Origin of the sequence: Mycolicibacterium hippocampi (assembly GCF_010723735.1) — a bacterium.
Classification (GTDB): Bacteria; Actinomycetota; Actinomycetes; order Mycobacteriales; family Mycobacteriaceae; genus Mycobacterium; species Mycobacterium hippocampi.
In genome coordinates this window covers 2,514,199-2,533,531 of record NZ_BLLB01000002.1, presented here as the reverse complement: position 1 = coordinate 2,533,531, position 19,333 = coordinate 2,514,199, and the positions used below count along the sequence as shown (strand labels likewise).

Annotated in this window: 19 protein-coding genes; 9 read left to right on the top strand and 10 right to left on the bottom strand. The window is 68.0% G+C overall.

What is annotated here, in order from left to right; translation table 11 throughout:
- The first annotated feature begins 8 nt into the window (after positions 1 to 8).
- On the top strand, positions 9 to 257 hold the full coding sequence (locus tag G6N53_RS13320) for an acyl carrier protein (RefSeq protein ID WP_163888984.1): 249 nt from the start codon (positions 9 to 11) through the stop codon (positions 255 to 257).
- 19 nt (positions 258 to 276) lie between these two features.
- On the opposite strand, the gene G6N53_RS13315 is transcribed toward G6N53_RS13320, so the two are convergent.
- A complete protein-coding gene (locus G6N53_RS13315) occupies positions 277 to 873 on the bottom strand; it encodes an Rv1733c family protein (RefSeq protein ID WP_163888983.1) in 597 nt (198 codons plus the stop codon).
- 198 nt (positions 874 to 1,071) lie between these two features.
- On the opposite strand from G6N53_RS13315, the gene G6N53_RS13310 reads away from it, so the two are divergent.
- A complete protein-coding gene (locus tag G6N53_RS13310) occupies positions 1,072 to 1,947 on the top strand; it encodes a universal stress protein (RefSeq protein WP_163888982.1) in 876 nt (291 codons plus the stop codon).
- Positions 1,948 to 1,959: 12 nt separating this feature from the next.
- On the opposite strand, the gene G6N53_RS13305 is transcribed toward G6N53_RS13310, so the two are convergent.
- Both G6N53_RS13305 and G6N53_RS13300 read right to left on the bottom strand, forming a co-directional pair.
- Positions 1,960 to 2,760: a sigma 54 modulation/S30EA ribosomal C-terminal domain-containing protein gene (locus tag G6N53_RS13305; protein WP_163888981.1), complete on the bottom strand. Its 801-nt coding sequence runs from the start codon at positions 2,758 to 2,760 to the stop codon at positions 1,960 to 1,962.
- A 46-nt stretch (positions 2,761 to 2,806) separates the two neighbouring features.
- On the bottom strand, positions 2,807 to 4,270 hold the full coding sequence (locus G6N53_RS13300; protein ID WP_163888980.1) for a bifunctional aminoglycoside phosphotransferase/ATP-binding protein: 1,464 nt from the start codon (positions 4,268 to 4,270) through the stop codon (positions 2,807 to 2,809).
- A 125-nt stretch (positions 4,271 to 4,395) separates the two neighbouring features.
- Between G6N53_RS13300 and G6N53_RS13295 the strand changes: the two genes are divergently transcribed.
- Positions 4,396 to 5,391: an Acg family FMN-binding oxidoreductase gene (locus tag G6N53_RS13295; protein ID WP_163888979.1), complete on the top strand. Its 996-nt coding sequence runs from the start codon at positions 4,396 to 4,398 to the stop codon at positions 5,389 to 5,391.
- A 91-nt stretch (positions 5,392 to 5,482) separates the two neighbouring features.
- Positions 5,483 to 6,130: a hypoxia response regulator transcription factor DosR/DevR gene (gene dosR / locus G6N53_RS13290; protein ID WP_163888978.1), complete on the top strand. Its 648-nt coding sequence runs from the start codon at positions 5,483 to 5,485 to the stop codon at positions 6,128 to 6,130.
- Positions 6,131 to 6,144: 14 nt separating this feature from the next.
- Here the strand turns inward: dosR and G6N53_RS13285 are convergent, their stop codons facing one another.
- Entirely contained in the window at positions 6,145 to 7,023 is an 879-nt protein-coding gene (locus G6N53_RS13285) for a universal stress protein (protein ID WP_163888977.1), read from the bottom strand.
- A complete protein-coding gene (locus G6N53_RS13280) occupies positions 7,023 to 7,955 on the bottom strand; it encodes a universal stress protein (RefSeq protein WP_163888976.1) in 933 nt (310 codons plus the stop codon). The genes G6N53_RS13285 and G6N53_RS13280 overlap by 1 nt, the downstream gene beginning before the upstream one ends.
- 241 nt (positions 7,956 to 8,196) lie before the next feature.
- On the opposite strand from G6N53_RS13280, the gene G6N53_RS13275 reads away from it, so the two are divergent.
- Positions 8,197 to 8,418: a hypothetical protein gene (locus tag G6N53_RS13275; RefSeq protein WP_163888974.1), complete on the top strand. Its 222-nt coding sequence runs from the start codon at positions 8,197 to 8,199 to the stop codon at positions 8,416 to 8,418.
- 88 nt (positions 8,419 to 8,506) lie between these two features.
- On the top strand, positions 8,507 to 9,199 hold the full coding sequence (locus G6N53_RS13270; RefSeq protein WP_163895850.1) for a cutinase family protein: 693 nt from the start codon (positions 8,507 to 8,509) through the stop codon (positions 9,197 to 9,199).
- Here G6N53_RS13270 and G6N53_RS13265 read toward each other — a convergent pair.
- A complete protein-coding gene (locus G6N53_RS13265; RefSeq protein ID WP_163888972.1) occupies positions 9,182 to 12,676 on the bottom strand; it encodes an indolepyruvate ferredoxin oxidoreductase family protein in 3,495 nt (1,164 codons plus the stop codon). The two genes, G6N53_RS13270 and G6N53_RS13265, sit on opposite strands and share 18 nt — an antisense overlap.
- A 139-nt stretch (positions 12,677 to 12,815) precedes the next feature.
- On the opposite strand from G6N53_RS13265, the gene G6N53_RS13260 reads away from it, so the two are divergent.
- Positions 12,816 to 13,289 (top strand): Lrp/AsnC family transcriptional regulator, encoded by a 474-nt coding sequence (locus G6N53_RS13260; RefSeq protein WP_163888970.1) that lies wholly within the window; start codon positions 12,816 to 12,818, stop codon positions 13,287 to 13,289.
- A gap of 81 nt (positions 13,290 to 13,370) precedes the next feature.
- On the opposite strand, the gene G6N53_RS13255 is transcribed toward G6N53_RS13260, so the two are convergent.
- Positions 13,371 to 14,327, bottom strand: a complete 957-nt coding sequence (locus G6N53_RS13255; RefSeq protein WP_163888967.1) for an LmeA family phospholipid-binding protein — start codon at positions 14,325 to 14,327, stop codon at positions 13,371 to 13,373.
- A gap of 91 nt (positions 14,328 to 14,418) precedes the next feature.
- Here G6N53_RS13255 and G6N53_RS13250 point away from each other — a divergent pair, with 91 nt between their 5' ends.
- Positions 14,419 to 14,895, top strand: coding sequence for an acyl-CoA thioesterase (locus tag G6N53_RS13250; protein WP_163888965.1), 477 nt, complete (start codon positions 14,419 to 14,421; stop codon positions 14,893 to 14,895).
- 216 nt (positions 14,896 to 15,111) lie between these two features.
- Positions 15,112 to 16,155, top strand: a complete 1,044-nt coding sequence (locus tag G6N53_RS13245) for a cupin domain-containing protein (protein ID WP_163888963.1) — start codon at positions 15,112 to 15,114, stop codon at positions 16,153 to 16,155.
- A gap of 106 nt (positions 16,156 to 16,261) precedes the next feature.
- Here the strand turns inward: G6N53_RS13245 and G6N53_RS13240 are convergent, their stop codons facing one another.
- From G6N53_RS13240 to G6N53_RS13230, 3 genes are read right to left on the bottom strand one after another with little or no spacing between them, the layout of a single operon-like run.
- Positions 16,262 to 17,686 (bottom strand): SDR family NAD(P)-dependent oxidoreductase, encoded by a 1,425-nt coding sequence (locus G6N53_RS13240; RefSeq protein WP_163888961.1) that lies wholly within the window; start codon positions 17,684 to 17,686, stop codon positions 16,262 to 16,264.
- Between the two features lie 20 nt (positions 17,687 to 17,706).
- Positions 17,707 to 18,759 carry a phosphotransferase gene (locus G6N53_RS13235; protein ID WP_163888959.1) on the bottom strand — a complete coding sequence of 351 codons (1,053 nt, stop codon included), beginning with the start codon at positions 18,757 to 18,759 and terminating at the stop codon, positions 17,707 to 17,709.
- Positions 18,756 to 19,322, bottom strand: coding sequence for a DMT family transporter (locus tag G6N53_RS13230; RefSeq protein WP_163888958.1), 567 nt, complete (start codon positions 19,320 to 19,322; stop codon positions 18,756 to 18,758). The genes G6N53_RS13235 and G6N53_RS13230 overlap by 4 nt, the downstream gene beginning before the upstream one ends.
- Positions 19,323 to 19,333 lie beyond the last annotated feature (11 nt).

The following is a 19,333-nucleotide window of genomic DNA, read 5'->3' as shown; positions in this document are numbered from 1 at the left end:
ACCCGACCATGGTGCACCACGATGTCCGCGGCGAAGTCCTGTCCGTGCTGACCACGATCGCCCCTGAAGTCGATCCCGACGACATCAGCGACGATCTCCTGCTTCGTGATCAGGTCGATCTCGACTCGATGGACTGGCTCAACTTCCTCGTCGGCCTCCACAAGCGACTCGACGTCGACATCCCCGAATCCGAATACGCGAAGTTGCGGACACTCGACGACATCGTGCGATACGTCGCCCAGCACTCGGACCGCTGACGGGCGCGCCCCCGAGCAGTCAGGCTTGGCTGTCCGTCCGGCCGCCACCGTTGTCGATCATCGACCTCCAGGCGCGTTCCCACGCAGCGTCACGTTGCCGGGCCAGACGGGACCGCAGCCACACGGTCAGACCCGCCACCGAGGCCACCGCACTCAGCCAGAACCCGGTCGCCACGGCCAGGGCGTCAGCTCCCGCCCGCCACTTCGCAGGCGGCTGCCTGACCTGGTCGCCGTCCTCGTCCACCCAGATCTGCAGCCGGTCACCGACTTCGGTCGCGGAACCGACCTCGACTTCGCCGCGTCGCTCGACGTCGCCGACACGCCATTCGACCGGCGCGGTGATGACCACGCGGTCGGACTGCATGTTCGATGCCGGGCTGCCCGTCACCGTGGCGACCACCGCCTGATGACCGCGAGCCTCTTCGGCGTAGAGGTGAGCGCGGGTTTCGTGGACGGCGGTGCCGATCGCCCCGGCGATCGGTGTGACCACAACGACGGCTGTGAACGCCAGGATTAGCACCAGGGCTTCCACTCGGTCGGTGGTTCGAACCAAGGGGCTGCTCCCGAAGGCGCGCGCCAACCAGCTCCGTCGGAGGTAGAACGTCACGGTGTCCATCAGATGCCTCCTGTGCCGGCGGCGTGCGCCTGCTGATGCATCGATCCTGGCAACGACCGCGTCGCCGCTCCAGGGGCGAACGGCCTTGCGACCGTCACAGGATGAAGTGCCCGCGGGCGTCGACATCGGTGACGAACGACCCTGGCCATCGGCGGAGTCAGCCCTTAGTCTCCACTCAGCCGAACAGGTGGGGGCACGATGTCAGAGAACGCGGCCGGGTACGGAATTCTCGTCGGGGTCGACGGGTCGGCGCAGTCCGATGCAGCCGTCCGGTGGGCAGCGCACGAAGCTGTGCTGCGCGCTTTGCCGCTGACACTGATGCACGTCGTCACGCCCGTCATCGTGGGCTGGCCGATGGGTCCGGTCCAGGCGAACATCGCCGAATGGCAGGAGGACAACGCCCGCGCGGTCATCGCTGCGTCGCAGAAGGTCCTGTCCGCCAGTGAAACCGAGAGCGAACTATCGGTGCGCGTCGAGATCCGATACGCGGGCGCCGTCACGGCACTGGTCGACGCCGCGCCGGACGCCTGGATGGTGGTCGTGGGCAGCACTGGGATCGGCGGCGTCGGCCGTGCGGTGCTGGGCTCGGTCAGCGGTGGAGTGTTGCACCATGCGCGTTGTCCGGTGACCGTCGTCCACGATGACGCCCGCCCTACTGGTTCGCAGTCGCCGGTGTTGCTGGGCATCGACGGCTCGCCCGCCTCCGAAGCGGCCACTGCGTTCGCCTTCGACGAGGCATCCCGCCGGGGTGTGGATCTTGTTGCGCTGCACGCGTGGAGCGACGTCGGCGTCTTCACGATCCTCGGCGCGGACTGGCATCAGTACGAGGACCAGGGCCACGAAGCGCTGGCCGAACGGCTGGCCGGCTGGCAGGAACAGTATCCCGACGTCCATGTGCACCGGCGGATCGTCTGCGACAGGCCTGGTCGATGGTTGATCGACGAATCCCAGAACGCAGGGCTGGTCGTGGTGGGCAGCCGCGGTCGCGGCGGGTTCACCTCGATGCTTCTGGGGTCGGTGAGCGCTGCGGTGGCCCGGGCAGCACACGCCCCGGTGACGGTCGTCCGCGGCTAGGCATGCCCATCGTCACGCAGGGGTGATCAGCCCGTAGTGGCCGTCATAGCGGTGGTAGAGCAGGCTGGCCCGGCCTTGCGCGGCATCGATGAAGAACAGGAACGGCAAGTCGAGGATCCCGAGCCGCTCGGTGGCCGCCTCGACCGTGATGCAGGGCGCCGGCTGCGAACTGAAGGTCACCGGCAGCTCGAACGGCGCCAGCTGCTCCGGTGACACCGCTACCACCTGGGCAAGCCGGTAGTCGGTCGGCCCGCTGCGGTAGAGCACACTGGCGATACCGCTGCCCTTCTCGGTGAACAGGTGGAACCGGTAGTCGAGCAGCTCCATTTCGAGTGCGGCTTCGTCGATGGTGCAGGCGGCCATGGTGAACGACTTGCGACGGACGATCTGGCGGTCCTCCGCAGGCCGGGGATGATGGCGTGGCCGCTGGGTGGGCTCGGATTGGTGGCGCCATTCGTGCGGGGCCGATTCGGGTAGCCGGCCGCGCCGCGCTTCCCAGTGCTCGGCTGTCTTGTCGAGCAGCCGCCGCAACCGTTCGTCGAGCCGATCGATGGCTTCGCGTGCGGTGGCAGCATCAACCTGGGCCCGGACCAGTCGGCCGTCGACGTCGAGGTTGGCCTGAGCGACGACTGGTCGCGCCACCGCCGGGTCGGTGTGCCGGGTGAGTCTGACACGTGCGTGCAGCACCGGCCGGCCGGTGAACCTGGCGATCTCGCTGATTCGGTTGCGGGCGTATTCGGCGGCCCCGGGCAGTCGACCGTCGGTCGTCACGGTGACATCGATGGTGTCCGGCAGGTCGGCTCTGTTGCTCATGCTCTACTTCCTACGCCGGGCCCGCGGTTGCGGCGAGGGCCAAAGGTCACTGCGACTCCGTTGTCCGGGAACAAATTTCCGCAGCTTCTTTCACGGTGTCCGCCAGGGGCCGGGAGGTGTCGATGTCGTGGGCACCGCTGCGACCGCAACCGGCATCGGCGAGGGCCGCGGCGATCTGCGGCGTGGCATCCGAATCCGACCGCGGTCTGAGCTCGATCCTGGCCGATGCCTCGGTGATCGGTACCGAACAGTTGAATTCGACCAGTGCTGCCGATGTCCGGCCGGCGAGTTCGTGTGCGCGGTCACGCTGCCTGACCTCTCGCCATGTGCCGTCCAGGATCACCGAATGCCCGGTGTGCAACCATGTCTGCGCCTCGCGCAGTACCGCGTCGTACACCGCCGCAACGTTTTCCGGTGAGTACAGACCGGCGTTGAGCTCGCCGGCCGCTCCGCAGATCACGCCGTCTTGCTGCAACCGCCGACGCACAGCGTCGGTCGAGACGACGTGGGCTGTCATCTGCGCAGCCAACGCTGTTGACAGAGTGGTTTTTCCGGTTCCCGGGCCGCCGCTGACGATGACGAGCCGCACGGTGCCTGCGCGCAGCCGTTGCACGGCGATGTCGAGATGCCGGCGGGCGTCGTCGGCTGCCTCGGGGTGGCCCTGCGAGACCCGCACGCAGTCGACCTTGGCGCGGACAAGTGCACGGTAGGCGACGTAGAAGTCGACCAACGAGCTCGGTGCGGGGTCCCGAGCCAGCTGTGTGTACCGAGCAAGGAAGTGGTCGGCGAGGTCACGCCTTCCGAGGAACTCCAGATCCATCGCGAGGAACGCGGCATCGTCGATGCCGTCGACGTAGCGGAGTCGGTCGTCGAACTCCAGGCAGTCCAGCAGCGCGGGCCCTTCGGGCAGACAGAAGATGTCGTCGGTCAGCAGGTCGGCGTGTCCGTCGAGGATGTGGCCCTCCTCGATGCGGCGGGTGAACAGCTGCTCACGGCCTGCAACGAACTGACCGACCAGGCGCGTCAACTCCAGAACCGAGTCCTGCGGCAGCACGTGCTCGGTGAACGCCTCCAGTTCCCGCAGGTTCTGCTGCCATCGTCCCCAGACGGCCTCGACAGAACCCTGGCTGTCGATTGCGGGCCCGCGCTCCGCCGTCGAATGAAAGCGCGCCAGCACACCCGCTATGGCGAGCAGTTCGTCGCCCACCGATCGGCCGCTCTTGACCAGCGTCGACAGCCGGGCCGCATCCGGGTGTCGCCGCATGACGATCACCGGTTCCGGCTGGCCGCCCTGCGGATCGCTCAGATGGGCCACGCCGAGGTAACTGCCCGGGGCGAGCCGCCTGTTCAGGGTGAGCTCGTGCCGGCACGCGCGTTCCCGATCGGCAGTGGTGCTGAAGTCCAGGAAGTCGGTCGCGACCGGCTTTTTGACCTTGTATGCCTTGTCACCGAGGAGCAGGACAACGCCGGTATGTGTTTCTCGCACCTGCGCGGCCAGGTCACCGTTCATGCCCTCAAGGCTCGACCGCGGTCCTCGGTGTCGCCAGAGCACTAGGCCACCGCAGAGAGGACCATTGGCCCTGGCCTGCCCCGCAGGGCCGGACGACGATGGTGGTGAATGAGGAGGTAGTACCGATGCGGGACTTTCCGGTGGACGCCGAGATCATCAAAAGCGCGGTGCAGCTGGCCTGCCGGGCGCCGTCGGTGCACAACAGCCAGCCCTGGCGCTGGACACTCGAGGGTGATGCCGTCCATCTGTTCATCGATCCAGACCACGTCGCCCCGTCCACCGACCGTTCCGGCCGGGAGGCGTTGATCAGCTGCGGAGCGGTCCTCGACCACTTCCGGGTGGCGATGGCCGCGTCCGGGTGGACCGCCCACGTCGAACGATTTCCCAACCCCAATGACCTCGACCATCTGGCCTCGATCGATTTCAGCGCGAACACGTTCGTCACAGAGGGGCATCGCCGTCGCGCCGAGGCGATCCTGGCCAGGCGCACCGACAGGCTCCCGTTCGCCGCGCCACCGGATTGGAAGCTGTTCGAGTCGGAACTGCGCGCCACGCTCGATACCGCAGCGGTGCCGGTCGCGGTGGTCGCGGAGGAGCATCGACCACAACTCGCGCAGGCCTCTGATCTTGTCGAGTCGCTGCGTCTGTACGACTCGTCCTACCACAAGGAAATCCATTGGTGGACCTCAGGTGCGGCCCGCGACGAAGGCATCCCGCAGAGCGCGCTGGTCTCGGCGGCCGAAGGCGACCGCGTCGACGTCGGGCGCAGCTTTCCGGTCACCGGCGACTCGCACCGGCGTGCAGAAGTCAGCGAGGACCGCTCCAAGATCGTGGTGTTGTCGACGTTCGACGACACCCGTGACAGCGTGTTGCGGTGTGGAGAAGCGTTGTCCGCCCTTCTCCTCGACGCCACGATGGCAGGGCTGGCCACCTGCACGGTGACTCACCTGATGGAGTTGCCGGCTACCCGGGAGATCGTGGCGACGCTGAGCGGGTCGAACACGCCACAGGTCCTGGTCCGGGTCGGGCTCGCCCCGGCCGCCGCCGATGTCCCTGCCCCGACCCCGCGCCGGCCGATCGACGAGGTCTTCGAAGTCCGGCGCGTCGCCCCGCAGAATTAGCCTGTCCTCACCCAGCCGACCGGTTCGGCGTCATCCGGGAACTGCAGAACGTACTCTCTGGGTAGCGGGTGATCGGCAGGGAGGACGTCGTGTGGTGAGAGTATTTCTCGTCGACGACCACGAAGTGGTTCGTCGCGGGCTGGTCGACCTCCTCAGCGCCGACGACGACCTCGAAGTCATCGGCGAGGCAGGATCGGTGTCACAGGCGTTGGCCCGGATACCGGCTCTGGCGCCCGACGTCGCCGTCCTGGACGTCCGGCTGCCCGACGGCAACGGCATCGAGCTGTGCCGAGACCTGCTCTCGCTGCTCCCGGACCTGCGATGCCTGATGCTGACGTCGTTCACCTCCGACGAGGCGATGCTGGACGCGATCCTCGCCGGTGCCAGTGGATATGTCATCAAGGACATCAAGGGCATGGAACTCGCTGCAGCCATCAAGGAAGTGGGCGCCGGTCGTTCGTTGCTCGACAACAGAGCGGCGGCGGCGCTGATGGCCAAGCTGCGCCACGACGCCGACCATTCCGATCCGCTGTCCGGGCTCAGCGATCAGGAGCGGGTGTTGCTGGACCTTCTCGGCGAGGGGTTGACCAACAAGCAGATCGCGGCGCGGATGTTTCTCGCCGAGAAGACCGTGAAGAACTACGTCTCCAGGCTCCTGGCGAAACTCGGCATGGAACGGCGCACCCAGGCGGCGATCTTCGTCTCCAAGCTGGATCAGTCCCGCCACCCCGCGGAGTGACGGCGGCCGGCGTGCTACGGCCTGCAGATCATGATCGGAATCCTGCTGTGCTGCAGAAGATTCATGCTCGTCGAGCCCAGCAGCGCGCTGGCGACGGTGTTGCGGCCTCGGGTGCCGACCACCAGTAGCTGAGCGTCGGCGCTACGTCCCAGCAATGCCTTGGCCGGGCTGACCGCTTCGATGCGGAATTCGGCACTGACACCCGGATGACGTTTGTTGGCGCGGTTGACGGTGTCGGCCAGCCGACTCCACTCTGCGGCTTCCAACGCCTCCCAGTCGATCAGGAACGGGATACTGACCGGCGCCGCGGGTGTGCGCGTCGGCCAGGAGTACACCACGCGCAGCGGTGCGCCGAGGCATTCGGCCACCATGAAGGCATTTTCCAGCGCGCTTCGCGCGGCCGGCGTGAAGTCGAACCCGACGACCACCGCGCGATCGTCGTCGGGCATCTGTCCGCCACGCCAGACCACGACCGGGCAGCAGGCATGGGTGGCCACCGACAGGGTGGTCGATCCGACCAGCAGTGCCACCGCGGGTATCAGGCCATCACCACCCAGAACCACCAAGCGCGCGCTGCGACTGGCTTCGATCAGCGCCTTGTCGACCGGGATGTCCAGCGCCTCAGTGCTGATCAACAGCGCGGGGTGATCGGCGCGCACCGCGTCGGTGGCTTCTCGGAGCAGGATCGCGACTGCATCGTCCTGGTAGCTCATCGCCGCGGCCGCGATTGCCGCTGCCGACTCGGCCAGGTTGCGTCCGATGCTGGGCAGCGCGTGCACGATGTGCAACCCGGTGCGAAGTTGTGCGGCGATGACCCCCGCCCAGCGTGCCGCCGCGATTGCACCTTCCGAACCGTCGACCCCGACGACGACGGGTGGATTGTCTTCCGGCATCAGGACTGCCGTGCGACGATCACCGGAATCCGGGCTCCTTGGACCACCGCCGAACTGACCGAACCGAGCACCAGTCCGGCGATGCCGCCGCGGCCATGGCTACCGACCACCAGCAACTGGGCGGACTCGGACAGGTCGAGCAGTTCATGCACGGGGTTGTTCATCTTGACCATCCGGCGCACCGTGACGTCGGGATAGCGCTCCTGCCAGCCAGCGAGTCGTTCTCCGAGTATCTCCTCGGCCCGCTCGCTGACGTTGGGCCAGCCGACGTCGATGAAGTCGTCAGTGCTCTCCAGCCACGTGTGTAGTGCCACGAGGTCGACGCCTCGCCGTGAGGCTTCGTCGAAGGCGATTTGCACCGCCCGGTCAGATGCCGGCGAGCCGTCGATGCCGACCACGACCGGTGCGTCGGCGGGCCGGTCCCGCGTCGGGTCGTCGTCGTGGATGTCGTCGTCGTGGATGTCGTCGTCGTGGATGTCGTCGTTGTGGACGACAGCCACCGGGCAGTGGGCATGGCGTACCAGCCCCGAGCTGACCGAACCCAGCAGCGCCCGCTGGATGGCGCCGAAACCACGGCAGCCCACCACCACCATCTCGGCGTCCTTCGACAAATCCACCAGCACCGCGCGCGGACTGTCGGAGGCAACGTGTCGGTCCACCGTGACGGGGGTGTCGGTTGGGAGTTCCTGCTGGGCGATCCGGGTCGCATCCTCGAGCAGGACTGTTGCCCGTGCGCGTTGCGCCTCCCAGTACTCCGCGGGCAACGGAACGTCCAGCCATGCCGCGGCGGTCGGATCGGTCAGCGCGTGAACCAGGGTCAGCCGCGTGCCCCGCATCCCGGCTTCGTGGGCCGCCCACGCCACCGCCGCGTCGGACTGCGGTGAGCCGTCCACGCCCACCACGATCCCGTAGTGCGAAGAACTCTCGGACATGGCATTTCCCCCTTCGACGGTGAGGTCGAGGCCTGGTTTGCGTCGTGGCCCCGACGCTATCTCGGCCACCGTCACACGTCTGCTGGCGTTGGTCCCGCCCGCAGAGGCCTAAAGACCTCACGACGGCGCTAACGGTTGGCGCTCGCTTCGGTCACGAACGATCACCGTCGAGCCGGATCCGGCGGCAACGGTGGTTGGATCGGGCGAGCCGCCGACACGGACGACGGCCGGAGGTTGCGAAATGGACTCACTCGGGACGACACAGTTGATCTCGCTGCTGCTGGCCGTCACCGTGGCCGCAGCCATGTCCGGATTCTTCGCCGCCGTGGTGACCCGCCGGCCGAGACGTCGCACCCGCCGGGTCTTCCTCGCGGGCGTGGTGTGCGGGGTGATGGCACGCGAGCTCGTTCGAGGACGGCGACGCGCCCTCGCGCTCGGTTCGAGGGTGAAGCTGTTCCGCTGACGGTGTTACAGGTGTGACAGCTGTGAATATTGGGTAGATACTGGCGGACGATCACCCCCACGCTTCAGGTCGAGGAGAGACCGTGGCAATCCGCCCCGCCGCCCGGCGCGCCGCCTTGTCAGCCCTTGCTGTCCTCATCGGCCTCACCGGCCTCACCGGCCTGAGCGCACTGAGCCCCGCAGCCGCCATCGCCGCGCCCGAGTGCAACGACATCGAGGTCGTGTTCGCCCGGGGCACCGACGAGCCCGCCGGGCTCGGCAAAGTGGGCAGCGCGCTGGTGGACACCCTGACGCCCATGGTGGAGGACCAGACGATCGGGACCTATGCGGTCAAGTACCCGGCTTCGTGGGACTTCCTTCAGGTCGCGGTGGGAGCCAATGACGCCAGCAGACGGATCCAGTCCATCGCCGCCACGTGCCCCGACAGCAAGATCGTGCTCGGCGGCTACTCGCAGGGCGCCGCTGTCATCGACGTGGTCACCACGTCACCGGTCGCGGCGTTCGGTTACACCGCGCCGTTGCCGGCCTCGGTGGTCCCCCACGTCGCCGCCGTCGCGGTGTTCGGCAACCCCGCGGCACGACTCGGCCGGCCGTTGACGATCCTGAGCCCCGACTTCGGCGCCCGTACCGCCGACCTGTGCAACACCAACGACCCGATCTGTTCGCGTGGCGACGATTTCGACGCCCACAGCCGCTACCCGCAGTCCGGCCTGGTCAAGCTCGCCGCGCAGTGGATCACCAAGCACGTCCAGCAGCAGGAGCCGTCAACGGCGAACTCCTAGGTCGCGCAGTCGATCGTGATAGGCCCGCACACTGGCCAGTTTGATGTCCTCATAGCCCCGCACCATGTCCGCCAGGCCGGCAACCTCCACGGCCCGGCCATAGTTGGACCGCTCCAGTTCGGCAGCCAGCCGGGTCACCACGGCCGTGTACTCGGCGAGCAGGCCGCGCTCGACCCTGCGCACGTGGGCGTAGCCGAAGGGATCGAACTTGGTCCCCCGCAGATGTTTTCCTTTCGCCAGCACGCGCAGAACGACGTGGCTGTGCGGGCCGAGGCCGATCTTCTTCTGCAGACCCATCGCCCGCAGCACCGGCGGGTGCAGCTTGTAGGTCAGTTTCTCGCCGGTCGGAAACTGCTCGTGCACCGACGACAGGAACTGTGCGTCGGTCAGCAGCCGTGCCACTTCGTACTCGTCCTTGTAGGCGGTGAACTTGTAGAGCCCCCTGGCGACGGTCTCGCTGAACTCGGTCTGCTCCCCCACCGCGCGCTCCGCTGACCAGACCGACTCGAGCACTTCGACATAGCGGCGGGCGACCTTCTCGCTCTGGAATGCGATGAGGTCAGCGGCCCGCCTGTTGATGAGATGACCGACGTGCCCGAAGAACGTGGTTTCCTCCAGGACGCGGGTGCCCTCCAAGACGCGGGTGCCGTCAGCCGCCCCGGACGGGACAGGCTCCGGCGCAACGAGATCACCGAACCGCACGGGGTCGGCGACCGCGAGCCGGCCCCACCGGAACGCAGCGATGTTGGATTGAACGGCCACACCGTTGATGGTGATGGCCTCCTCGATGTGTTCGGCCGGAATTCGCAGCGCACCGCTCTGGTGAGCAGCCCCGATGAGCAGGAAATTGGCGGGGGCCGTGTCCCCGAAGAGCGCTCGGGAGACCTCCAGGGCGTCGAACGAGTGCACATCGCGCGACACCTGGTCCAACCGGTTGAGCAGGTAGGCCGTATCCGGGTACGCGATCGTCTTGTCGTACACCATCTCTCCGGTGGGCGTCTTGCTCGTCGACACCACGCAGACGGTTCTGGCTGGGTCACCGTAACCGAGGTTCTTGGCGTCGGCGGCGACCAGCAGATCGAAGCCCACGATGCAGTCCGCTGCGGCGGGGGTGAGCCGGTTGGCGGGGTCGAGTGTGCCTGCGGCGAACCGCAGGTGGGACACCACGGGGCCGGCCTTCTGGCTCAGCCCCGTCTGGTCCAGGCTCGCCACGTCGTAGCCGGTGCGCAGCGCAGCGGTGGCGAGCACCTGGTTCACCGTGACGATGCCGGTGCCGCCGATCCCGGCGAAGAGGACGTTGTGGGTGCCGGTCACCGGCTCCGGTTCGACATCGGGCAGAGCCGGCGGCTCCGGCCGGCGAGGGGTCCGGTGCGACGACCGCGCAGGCTGCACCTCGACGGTGACGAACGACGGGCAGTCACCATCCAGGCAGCTGTAGTCGGTGTTGCAGGAGCTCTGGTCGATGCGCGTCTTGCGACCGTGCTCGGTGTCGACCGGTTGCACCGACAGGCAATTGGACTTCACACCACAGTCTCCGCAGCCCTCGCACACCGCTTCGTTGATCAGCACCCGGGTGGTGCGGGCGGGCAACGTCCCGCGTTTGCGTTGTCTGCGCGCATCGGCGGCACAGTGCTGATCGTAGATCAACACGGTGACACCTTTGACGTCACGCAGCCGTTTCTGCGCCTCGTCGAGGCGGTCACGGTGCCAGACGACGGTGCCGGGGGCCAGAGCACGCTTGCGGTGGCGCCCGGGTTCCTCAGCGCAGATGATGATCTGCTTGACACCCTCGGAGGCCAGTTTGTGTGTCAGCTCGGCGACCGCGAGTGCCCCCTCGGCGTGCTGAGCGCCCGTCATCGCCACCACGTCGTTGAACAACAGCTTGTAGGTGATGTTGACGCCTGCCGCGACGCAGGCCTGCACCGCGAGCTGACCGGAGTGGAAAAACGTTCCGTCACCGATGTTCTGGAACAGGTGAGGAATGTCGGTGAACGGAGCCTGGCCGATCCACTGGCTGCCTTCTCCACCCATCTGGGTCAGCCCGGTGACCGCGGTGTCCGTGCGGCCAGACATCGTCACCATGGTGTGACAGCCGATCCCGCCGCCTGCCAGCGAGCCTTCCGGCACGACGGTCGACCGGTTGTGGGGACAGCCGCTACAGAAGTACGCGGTGCGTTGTGCGGGAAGCACTTCCAGCGACAGGGCCGGCGGCGGAGACTTCTTCAAGTCCAACCGGTCCCCGAGAGCACGACGCAGCGGCGCCATCAACCGTCCGGCGGTCAGTTCACCACCGGCGGGCACCAGCGGCCTTCCTGCGGCGTCCTTCTTGCCGACGATCCGCGGCGCGCCGGCACGTCCGTAGAGGATCTCCCGAACCTGACTCTCGACGAACGCGGTCTTGTCCTCGACGACCAAGATCTCGTCGAGACCGTCGGCGAAGGCGGTGACGGCGTCGGGTCCCAGCGGGGTGGGCATGCCGATCCGCAACAGCCTGACGCCACCACGATGCAGTGCGAGGTCGTCGGCGCCGAGGTCGTGCAGTGCCTGCCGTACCGAGTCGAAGGTCGTTCCCGCGGCGGCGATGCCGATCCTGGCGTCTGGTGGGTCGAGCTCGATGACGTCCAGACCGTTGGCGGCACCGTAGACGCGCACCACCTCAGCCCGTGGTCCGTACAGATCCGCCTCGGCGTCGAGGCTGGCGGCGGGTGCCGCCATCGGACGCTGCCGGTAGACGAACGGCTCTCCCTCCCAGAGCACTTCGGGCGCGACGAGGTCGACGTCGACGTCAGCGGCGTCGACGGACCAGGCGCCGTCGGCCACGTCGGCGACGATCTTGAGTGCGACCACACACCCCGACGCCCGCGACAGCGCCACGCCGTGCATGGCCATCGTGACGATCTCGCGAGCGTTGCGCGGGAAGAGGACCGGGATACCGAGCGCGGCCAACGAACGCTCGCTGGCCGCGGGCACGGTGGAGGACTTCGACGCCGGATCGTCACCGACCAAGAGCAGCATCCCGCCGTGTGGGTTGGTGCCGTAGATGTTCGCGTGCCGCAGGGCGTCGGTGGCCCGGTCCAGACCGGGCCCCTTGCCGTACCAGACACCCACCACGCCGTCGTAGCGTGCGGCGCCCGAGGAGAACGTTGCGAAGTCGGCCTGACTGCCCCACACCGCGGTGGCGGCCAGCTCCTCGTTGAGGCCGGGCACGAAGGTGATGTCGTGCGCCTGCAGCACCTCAGGCATCCCGGACAGCATCCGATCGACCCCACCCAATGGGCTGCCCTGGTAACCCGAGACGAACGTCGCCACCCGCAGACCCGCGCGGGCGTCGCGCTCGTGTTGTTCGATCAGCGCCCGGGCGATGGCCTGCACCCCGGTCAGCAGAACCCGGCCCGACCCGGTGCGGTAGCGGTCGCCAAGTCGGTACGGATTCGTGTCGGGCCCCGGGTCCGGTCGGCGGGTGTCGAGATCGGTCATCGGGGCTCACCACCTCGGCGTTCGATGGGTGTGTTGCTACCTCCAGGGTGGCACTGACATACAGACTGAGCAAGCAATGACGATCGGATTGAGCATGTTGCCCATTGTCGGTGGAGTGTGACGTGCGATACTGCGCGGCATGACGAAGCTGGACCGCACCGATGCCCGTCTGCTGCTGGCGCTGTGTGACGCCCCCCGGGCCACCGGGGTGCAACTGGCGGCCACGCTCAACCTCGCGCGCAACACCGTGCAGGCGCGGTTGTCGCGGTGGGAGCAGGAGAAGGTGCTCGCGCCGATCGACCGCTGCGTGTCACCGCGCGATCTCGGTTATCCGCTCAAGGCGTTCATCACCGCCGTCGTCGACCAGCACCAGCTCGAAGACGTCCTCGCGGCGCTGGAGACCATCGCTCAGGTCACCCAGGTGACGGGGCTTTCCGGTGCGGCCGACCTGTTGATCGCGGTGGTTGCCACCGACGCCGATGACCTGTACCGCCTCGCCGGACTGGTGCTCGCGGTGCCCGGCGTGCAACGCACCACGATGTCGGTGGCGATGCACGAGGTCGTTGCCTACCGGACGCGGCCGCTGTTGGAGCAGCTGGCCCGCGGGCGGTGAACCGCCCTCCGCCGGAACGGTATTCCAGCACGCCGCCACTCGCGATTTCTCTGCTGGAGTACCGTTCCGGCGGGTAGGTGCTCAGAGTCGCGCGAAGCAGGGATTGGTGTCCTCTTGCGGGATCGACGCGTTGCGGCTGGAGAACTCCCCGACGACGCCGGCGTCGGTCACCACGACGCTGTCGGCCTGGATTCCGAGCGGGTAGTTGTCGTTGAGCCGCGTGGTGAGGTCGTCGAGTGCGCTCTGCACGGCGTCGCGCGGAAACGGGCCGACGACATCGAGCACCTCGAGCTCGAGATCGCCGTCGGTGACCACCGGCCTGGCCGTGACGCTGTTCTCGCCCGCCTGCAGCACGATGGTGCCCGCCGCCGGGTCGGTCACGACGCCGGTCACGAGGCTGCCGACACCGGGAAGATTGTCGGCGACGGTGTCCCTGATGCCCGCCGATGTCCACGTCAGCGTGGCATCCAGCGACCCGATGGTGCCTTTGGAGTCGCCGGAGTCCTGCAGTCGCACGTCTTCGAGGGTGACCGCCGCGGTCATTCCCTCTGCGGACTGCACCCGGTCCCCCGCGGTGCGTACCGAGATGTTCGTGTAATGACCGGTGAGGTGCTGCCACAGGAACGGCGGGTTCACGCCGTAGGAGATCGTCGCGCCGTCCTCGACGACACATTCGGCCACGCCGACCAGGATGCCATCGGCGCGATGTCTGGCGTAGAGCTCGCCGAGGGCCAGGCCGCCGACCAGCAGGGCGACCACGATGACCGCGATCAGGATGTTCGTCTGCCGGTTACGGGGACCGGCACCGCGCCCGGGGACAGCGGGCCGCTGCGCACGGTCCACAGCAGGAGGTGGCGGCGGTGGCGGCGGCCGCCGGAACTGCTCGGTGGGCACCGCATCCGCAGATCGCGCGCGGATCTTCTCGGTCGGCTGCTCGTGGCGGCCCGGACGCGGGAGCCGATGGGTCGCCGGGTCGGACGGCGGAGCACCCCGGTCGCGCCGGCCAGGCTGCCCGGGTCGCTGCGGCCTGTTCGTCACCTGCGCAAGTCTGCCTCATCGACCACCAGTGCCGGGTCCGACTCGTCAGCGCCTGGCGAGCCAGACATGACCGAGGCGCTAGTTTCACCTCATGCAGTCTGGATCGAACCCGTTGATCAGCTCCGTGCCGCGACCGCACCCGGCACGGCTGGAGGCGACGACGTACCCGGTCCACCAGCTGATCGACGCGCGCTTCGGGGACATGGACGCCAACGGACACCTCAACAACGTCGCGCTGGAATCGCTGCACGAGAACACCCGGGCAGGCCTCAACCGGCAGGTGTTCCCTGATGTGTATGCGCGCACCGTGCGAACTCTCCGCATCGTGACGTCGACGATCGTCGTGCACTATCTGCACGAGGCGCCGTGGCCGGCAGCGATCGACACCGCCATCGGCATCGGCCATGTGGGGACGACGTCGTTCGTCGCCTCCACCGCCCTGTTTCACGACGACACATGTATCAGCCTGTGCGACACCGTGCTGGTGCTGCTCGACGACAGCGGGCCGACACCCATCCCGGAGGACGCCCGCGCCCGCCTTGCGTCGCTGCGTCTGGAAGTGAACTGACAGAACAGCATTCGTTCGATGCCCTGCTCACGGCCATCCGGACGGACCCCGGCGGCGAACCCTCGAACGTGCCCGACACCCTGGTCTCCACCTTGTCACTCGTACGACAGCTCGGCATCGAGTCGTGCGGCGATGCCACCGGCTCGAAATCGACAGCGGTCCGCTGACCGAGCAGAGTCTTTCCCAGTCGCCGCACATGACACTCAGGAGGACCACATGACGACGTCCATCGCGCCCAGCAATCACACCGCCTCACTCCTCGACGGTGAGGTCGTCGAAGAGTCCGAACTCGGCTCGATGCGGCGCGTCACCGCCGACACCCTGCCGATCCTGAAAGGCTTGTCGATCAAGAGGGTGCTCCTGAACCCGGGAACGATGCGCACCCCGCATTGGCACGCCAACGCCAACGAGCTCACCTACTGTGTGTCAGGCACCGCGCTGGTGTCCATCCTCGACGACGGCAGCAGGTTCTCCACCTTCATCGTCACCGCCGGGCAGATGTTCTATGCCGCCTCCGGATCGCTGCACCACATCGAGAACATCGGCGACGACGTCGCCGAGTTCATCATCGCGTTCCGCAGCGAACGGCCTGAGGACTTCGGCTTCGCCGCCACCCTGGGCGCGTTCTCCGACGCAGTGCTGGGCAACACCTACGACCTGCCCGCCGCCGACCTGGCCAAAATCCGCCGCGATACCACCGACCACAAATTGGCTGCCCGCACCGGCGATCCCGAAATCCCGGCCCGCGCACTTTTCAACGATCCGCACAAGTTCGACATCGAAACCCAGGCGCCGGGACTGAACTACGTCAGTGGCAGCGCCCGCTTCGCCCGCGACCAGTACTGGCCGGTGCTCAAGGACATGTCGATGTACTCACTACGGGTCAGCGAAGTCGGGATGCGCGAGCCGCATTGGCACCCGGTGACCGCCGAGATGGGCTACGTCCACCACGGCGACGCCCGGATGACCGTCATGAATCCCGATGGGACACTAGACACCTGGACCATGACCACGGGGGACATGTACTTCATCCCACGGGCCTACCCACACCACATCGAGAACATCGGCACCGACGAGTGGCACTTCCTGATCTTCTTCGACCAGCCGTTCCCCGCTGACATCGGTTACCGCGCCTCGGTGAGTGCGTACTCCCGCGAAGTGCTGGCCGCGGCCTTCAACACCCACATCGACGATCTGCCGAACTTCCCCTTCACCCCGGCCGACCCGCTGATCGTCAGCCGCGTCAACCCGCTGGACTGACCGCCCCCTGCCGCGAGCAGACACAAACTCGCACAAACATCCCGGCTTTTGTGCGAGTTTGTGTCTGCTCGCGGTGGCCAAGCGGGAGCCGAGCCAGGGGTGTCCGCTACCAGTTCGTCGGCGAGTAGTCCTTGAGGAAGCAGCCGTGCAGGTCTTCACCGGCCTCGCCGCGCACGATCGGGTCGTAGACGCGGGCGGCGCCGTCGGCCAGATCCAGCGGAGCGTGAAACCCCTCGTCGGCGAGTCTGAGCTTGGTCGGGTGCGGGCGCTCGTCGGTGATCCAGCCGGTGTCCACGGCGGTCATCAGGATGCCGTCCTGCTCCAGCATCTCGGCGGCACTGGTGCGGGTGAGCATGTTCAGCGCGGCCTTGGCCATGTTGGTGTGCGGATGCCCCGGGCCCTTGTAGGCGCGGCTGAACTGCCCCTCCATCGCCGATACGTTCACGACGTACTTGCGGCGGGCCGGTGACGCGGCCATCACCGGACGCAACCGGCTCACCAGGATGAACGGTGCAGTCTGATTGCACAGCTGCACCTCGAGCAGCTCCATCGCGTCCACTTCGTGTACCCGCTGGGTCCAGCTGTTCACCGCGGCGGTGTCGGGCAGCAGGCCCCCCGCGTCGATCGCGGTACCCGCGGCGATCCGCTCGGGGGATGCGCTTCGCGCGGTGAGTGCGAGCTCGGTGACGGCGTGCGGATCCGGGTGTTCGGCCAGGCTCCCGGCGAGCGCCGCCGGATGGGCGTCGCTGACCCGGTCGAACGTGACGACGTCGACGTCCGCGAGCTCGGCCGGCGGGGTGCGCTCCGCCTCGACCAGCGCGGTGTACGAGCCCGGAGCGCGGCGCACCGTCTGGGCGGCGTTGTTGATCAGGATGTCCAGCGGGCCCTGCGCGGCCACATTGTCGGCCAGCGCGACCACCTGGGCCGGGTCGCGCAGGTCGATACCCACGATGCGCAGCCGGTGCAGCCAGTCGGCGCTGTCGTCCATCGCAGCGAAACGGCGCACCGCGTCGTTCGGGAACCGGGTGGTGATGGTCGTTTGGGCGCCGTCGCGCAACAGCCGCAGCGCGATGTACATCCCGATCTTGGCGCGGCCACCGGTGAGCAGGGCGCTCCTGCCGGTGAGGTCGGTGCGGGCGTCGCGTTTGGCGCGGTTGCGCGCAGCGCATTCCGGGCAGAGCTGGTGGTAGAACGCGTCGACCACCGTGTGGTGGTTCTTGCAGATGTAGCAGGCCCGGGACCGCAGCAGGGTTCCCGCGGTGGCTCCCGCCGCGGCGGACACCAGCGGCAGGCCGGCGGTCTCGTCGTCGATGCGCCCGGGCGCGCCGGTGGCGGTGGCGGCGATGACGGCACGATCGGCAGCGGCGACCGCGTCGCGCTTGGCGTGCCGGCGGGCCCTCTTCACCGACTTGAATATCCCCGCGGTGGCCCGGCGGACGGCGACGGCGTCGGGGTGCTCGGGCGGCAACGACTCGATGTCGGCCAGCACCTGTAGACACGTGCTGAGCTTGTCGGGATCGATCGCGGTCACGGTGGAAGAGTACGGGGCTTTCACCGCTCGCCGATGCGTCGCCGGAGCTCGGCGAACGAATCGAGGTCCTGCACCGCCTGCGCGCCGCGGTCGAGGCCGGCGCGGGTCACCTCCTCCCCCTGCAGCCGTCCACTGAAAGCCGCGGTGACCGCGGCCGCGATGTAGGCGGTGACGGCCAGCATCCGGTAGTCGTCCCAGGCCGCTGCGACCTGCAGCCGGGGCCCGGACCGCGCACACAGCACGTCGAGGTACTCGGTGAGCAGTTCGCGTTCGACGCTGCGCCGCAGCTCGGGCTCCAGCGACGTGACCGCGAAGTAGGCGAGATCCTTGAGGCCGGGGCCCTGCGCAGCGACCTGCCAGTCGAACAGGACGGGGCGGTCGCCGACAAAACAGACGTTGCCGCGGTGGGTGTCGCCGTGCAGGAAGGTCAGCGGGAAATCGCGCAGCGCCGCGGCGACGGCCCTGCGCCGGGTGCGCAGCAGGACGGCGTCGGCGCGGACCCTCGCCGGGACGACGTCGTGGTACCGGCGGGGCAGCAGGGCAAGCAGCCTCCAGGTCTGGGGGCCCCACGACACGGACCTGGCCGCGGGCGGGGTGAACGCCGCCAGATCCGCCGCGAACCGGGCCGACTGCCAGAACATCGCGTGGAATCCGGCCAGCGCCCTGGCCACCGCGACGGCCTCGTCGCGGGTGCACGAGCCGGCGACGTCGCCGAAGCGGGCACCGGCCTGCGCCAGATCCTCCATCAACAGCACGGACCTGCCCCCGCTCGACGCGGCGCCGTAGACCGTCGGTGCCACGTCGCCGAGATCCGGTCCCAGCCGCCGGTAGACCTCGACCTCGTTGCGCCCCAACCGCATCACATTGTCGAACAGCCGTTCCACCGGCCGGGTGGGAGTCAGCTTGGCGAACACCCGCCGCGGCGTGCCCGGCGGGCCCGTCACCTCCAGTCGCGCCCGCACGGCGGTGCCGTGATCGGCACCGGTGAGGTGTACGTCCGTGACCTGGTTCAGGCCCGTCAACGACCGGAACACCTCGGCGGTGATGTCGTCGGGGTGGATCGGCACGGTCATGGCGGGGACACCAGGGCCGGTGTGCCCGCGGGGACGCGGTTCCTGCTGCGCACCGCCACCAGGCCACCGCCGATGACCAGCGCCATCCCGAGATACGTTGTCAGCGTGGGGCGGTGGTCCCAGATGATCCAGTCGATCAGCGCGGTGAACACGATCACGGTGTAGATGAACGGGCCGACCTTCTCCGCCGATGCGTACCGGTAGGCCAGCACGATGAAAACCTGCGAGAACAACAGGGCGAACCCGAGACCGATCAACCCGCCCCACGCCCGGGCCGGGAACGGTTGCCAGTCGATGACAGCCAGCGGGATCGCCATGACCGTAGACAGCAGGAAGTAGTAGAACAGGATCCGGGTCATCGGCTCGGTCGCGCCGAGCCAACGCACCGACATCATGGCGACAGCCAGGAACAGCGCGCCGGCAACCGCTGACATTTCACCGATGCCGAAGCTGTGGCCCTGCGGCTGCAGCACCAGGATCACCCCGGCGAAACCGACACCGGCACCGACCCAGGTGGGGGCCGAGACCCGCTGGCGCGTGACACACCACGCGATCAGCGGCATCCACAGCGGGC

Excerpts from the sequence above, each read along its gene's own strand:
- G6N53_RS13320 (WP_163888984.1), top strand. The coding sequence starts at position 9 with ATGGTGCACCACGATGTCCGCGGCGAAGTCCTGTCCGTGCTGACCACG.
- G6N53_RS13315 (WP_163888983.1), bottom strand. The coding sequence starts at position 873 with ATGGACACCGTGACGTTCTACCTCCGACGGAGCTGGTTGGCGCGCGCC.
- G6N53_RS13310 (WP_163888982.1), top strand. The coding sequence starts at position 1,072 with ATGTCAGAGAACGCGGCCGGGTACGGAATTCTCGTCGGGGTCGACGGG.
- G6N53_RS13305 (WP_163888981.1), bottom strand. The coding sequence starts at position 2,760 with ATGAGCAACAGAGCCGACCTGCCGGACACCATCGATGTCACCGTGACG.
- G6N53_RS13300 (WP_163888980.1), bottom strand. The coding sequence starts at position 4,270 with ATGAACGGTGACCTGGCCGCGCAGGTGCGAGAAACACATACCGGCGTT.
- G6N53_RS13295 (WP_163888979.1), top strand. The coding sequence starts at position 4,396 with ATGCGGGACTTTCCGGTGGACGCCGAGATCATCAAAAGCGCGGTGCAG.
- G6N53_RS13285 (WP_163888977.1), bottom strand. The coding sequence starts at position 7,023 with ATGCCGGAAGACAATCCACCCGTCGTCGTCGGGGTCGACGGTTCGGAA.
- G6N53_RS13280 (WP_163888976.1), bottom strand. The coding sequence starts at position 7,955 with ATGTCCGAGAGTTCTTCGCACTACGGGATCGTGGTGGGCGTGGACGGC.
- G6N53_RS13275 (WP_163888974.1), top strand. The coding sequence starts at position 8,197 with ATGGACTCACTCGGGACGACACAGTTGATCTCGCTGCTGCTGGCCGTC.
- G6N53_RS13265 (WP_163888972.1), bottom strand. The coding sequence starts at position 12,676 with ATGACCGATCTCGACACCCGCCGACCGGACCCGGGGCCCGACACGAAT.
- G6N53_RS13260 (WP_163888970.1), top strand. The coding sequence starts at position 12,816 with ATGACGAAGCTGGACCGCACCGATGCCCGTCTGCTGCTGGCGCTGTGT.
- G6N53_RS13250 (WP_163888965.1), top strand. The coding sequence starts at position 14,419 with ATGCAGTCTGGATCGAACCCGTTGATCAGCTCCGTGCCGCGACCGCAC.
- G6N53_RS13245 (WP_163888963.1), top strand. The coding sequence starts at position 15,112 with ATGACGACGTCCATCGCGCCCAGCAATCACACCGCCTCACTCCTCGAC.
- G6N53_RS13235 (WP_163888959.1), bottom strand. The coding sequence starts at position 18,759 with ATGACCGTGCCGATCCACCCCGACGACATCACCGCCGAGGTGTTCCGG.
- G6N53_RS13230 (WP_163888958.1), bottom strand. The coding sequence starts at position 19,322 with ATGCCGCTGATCGCGTGGTGTGTCACGCGCCAGCGGGTCTCGGCCCCC.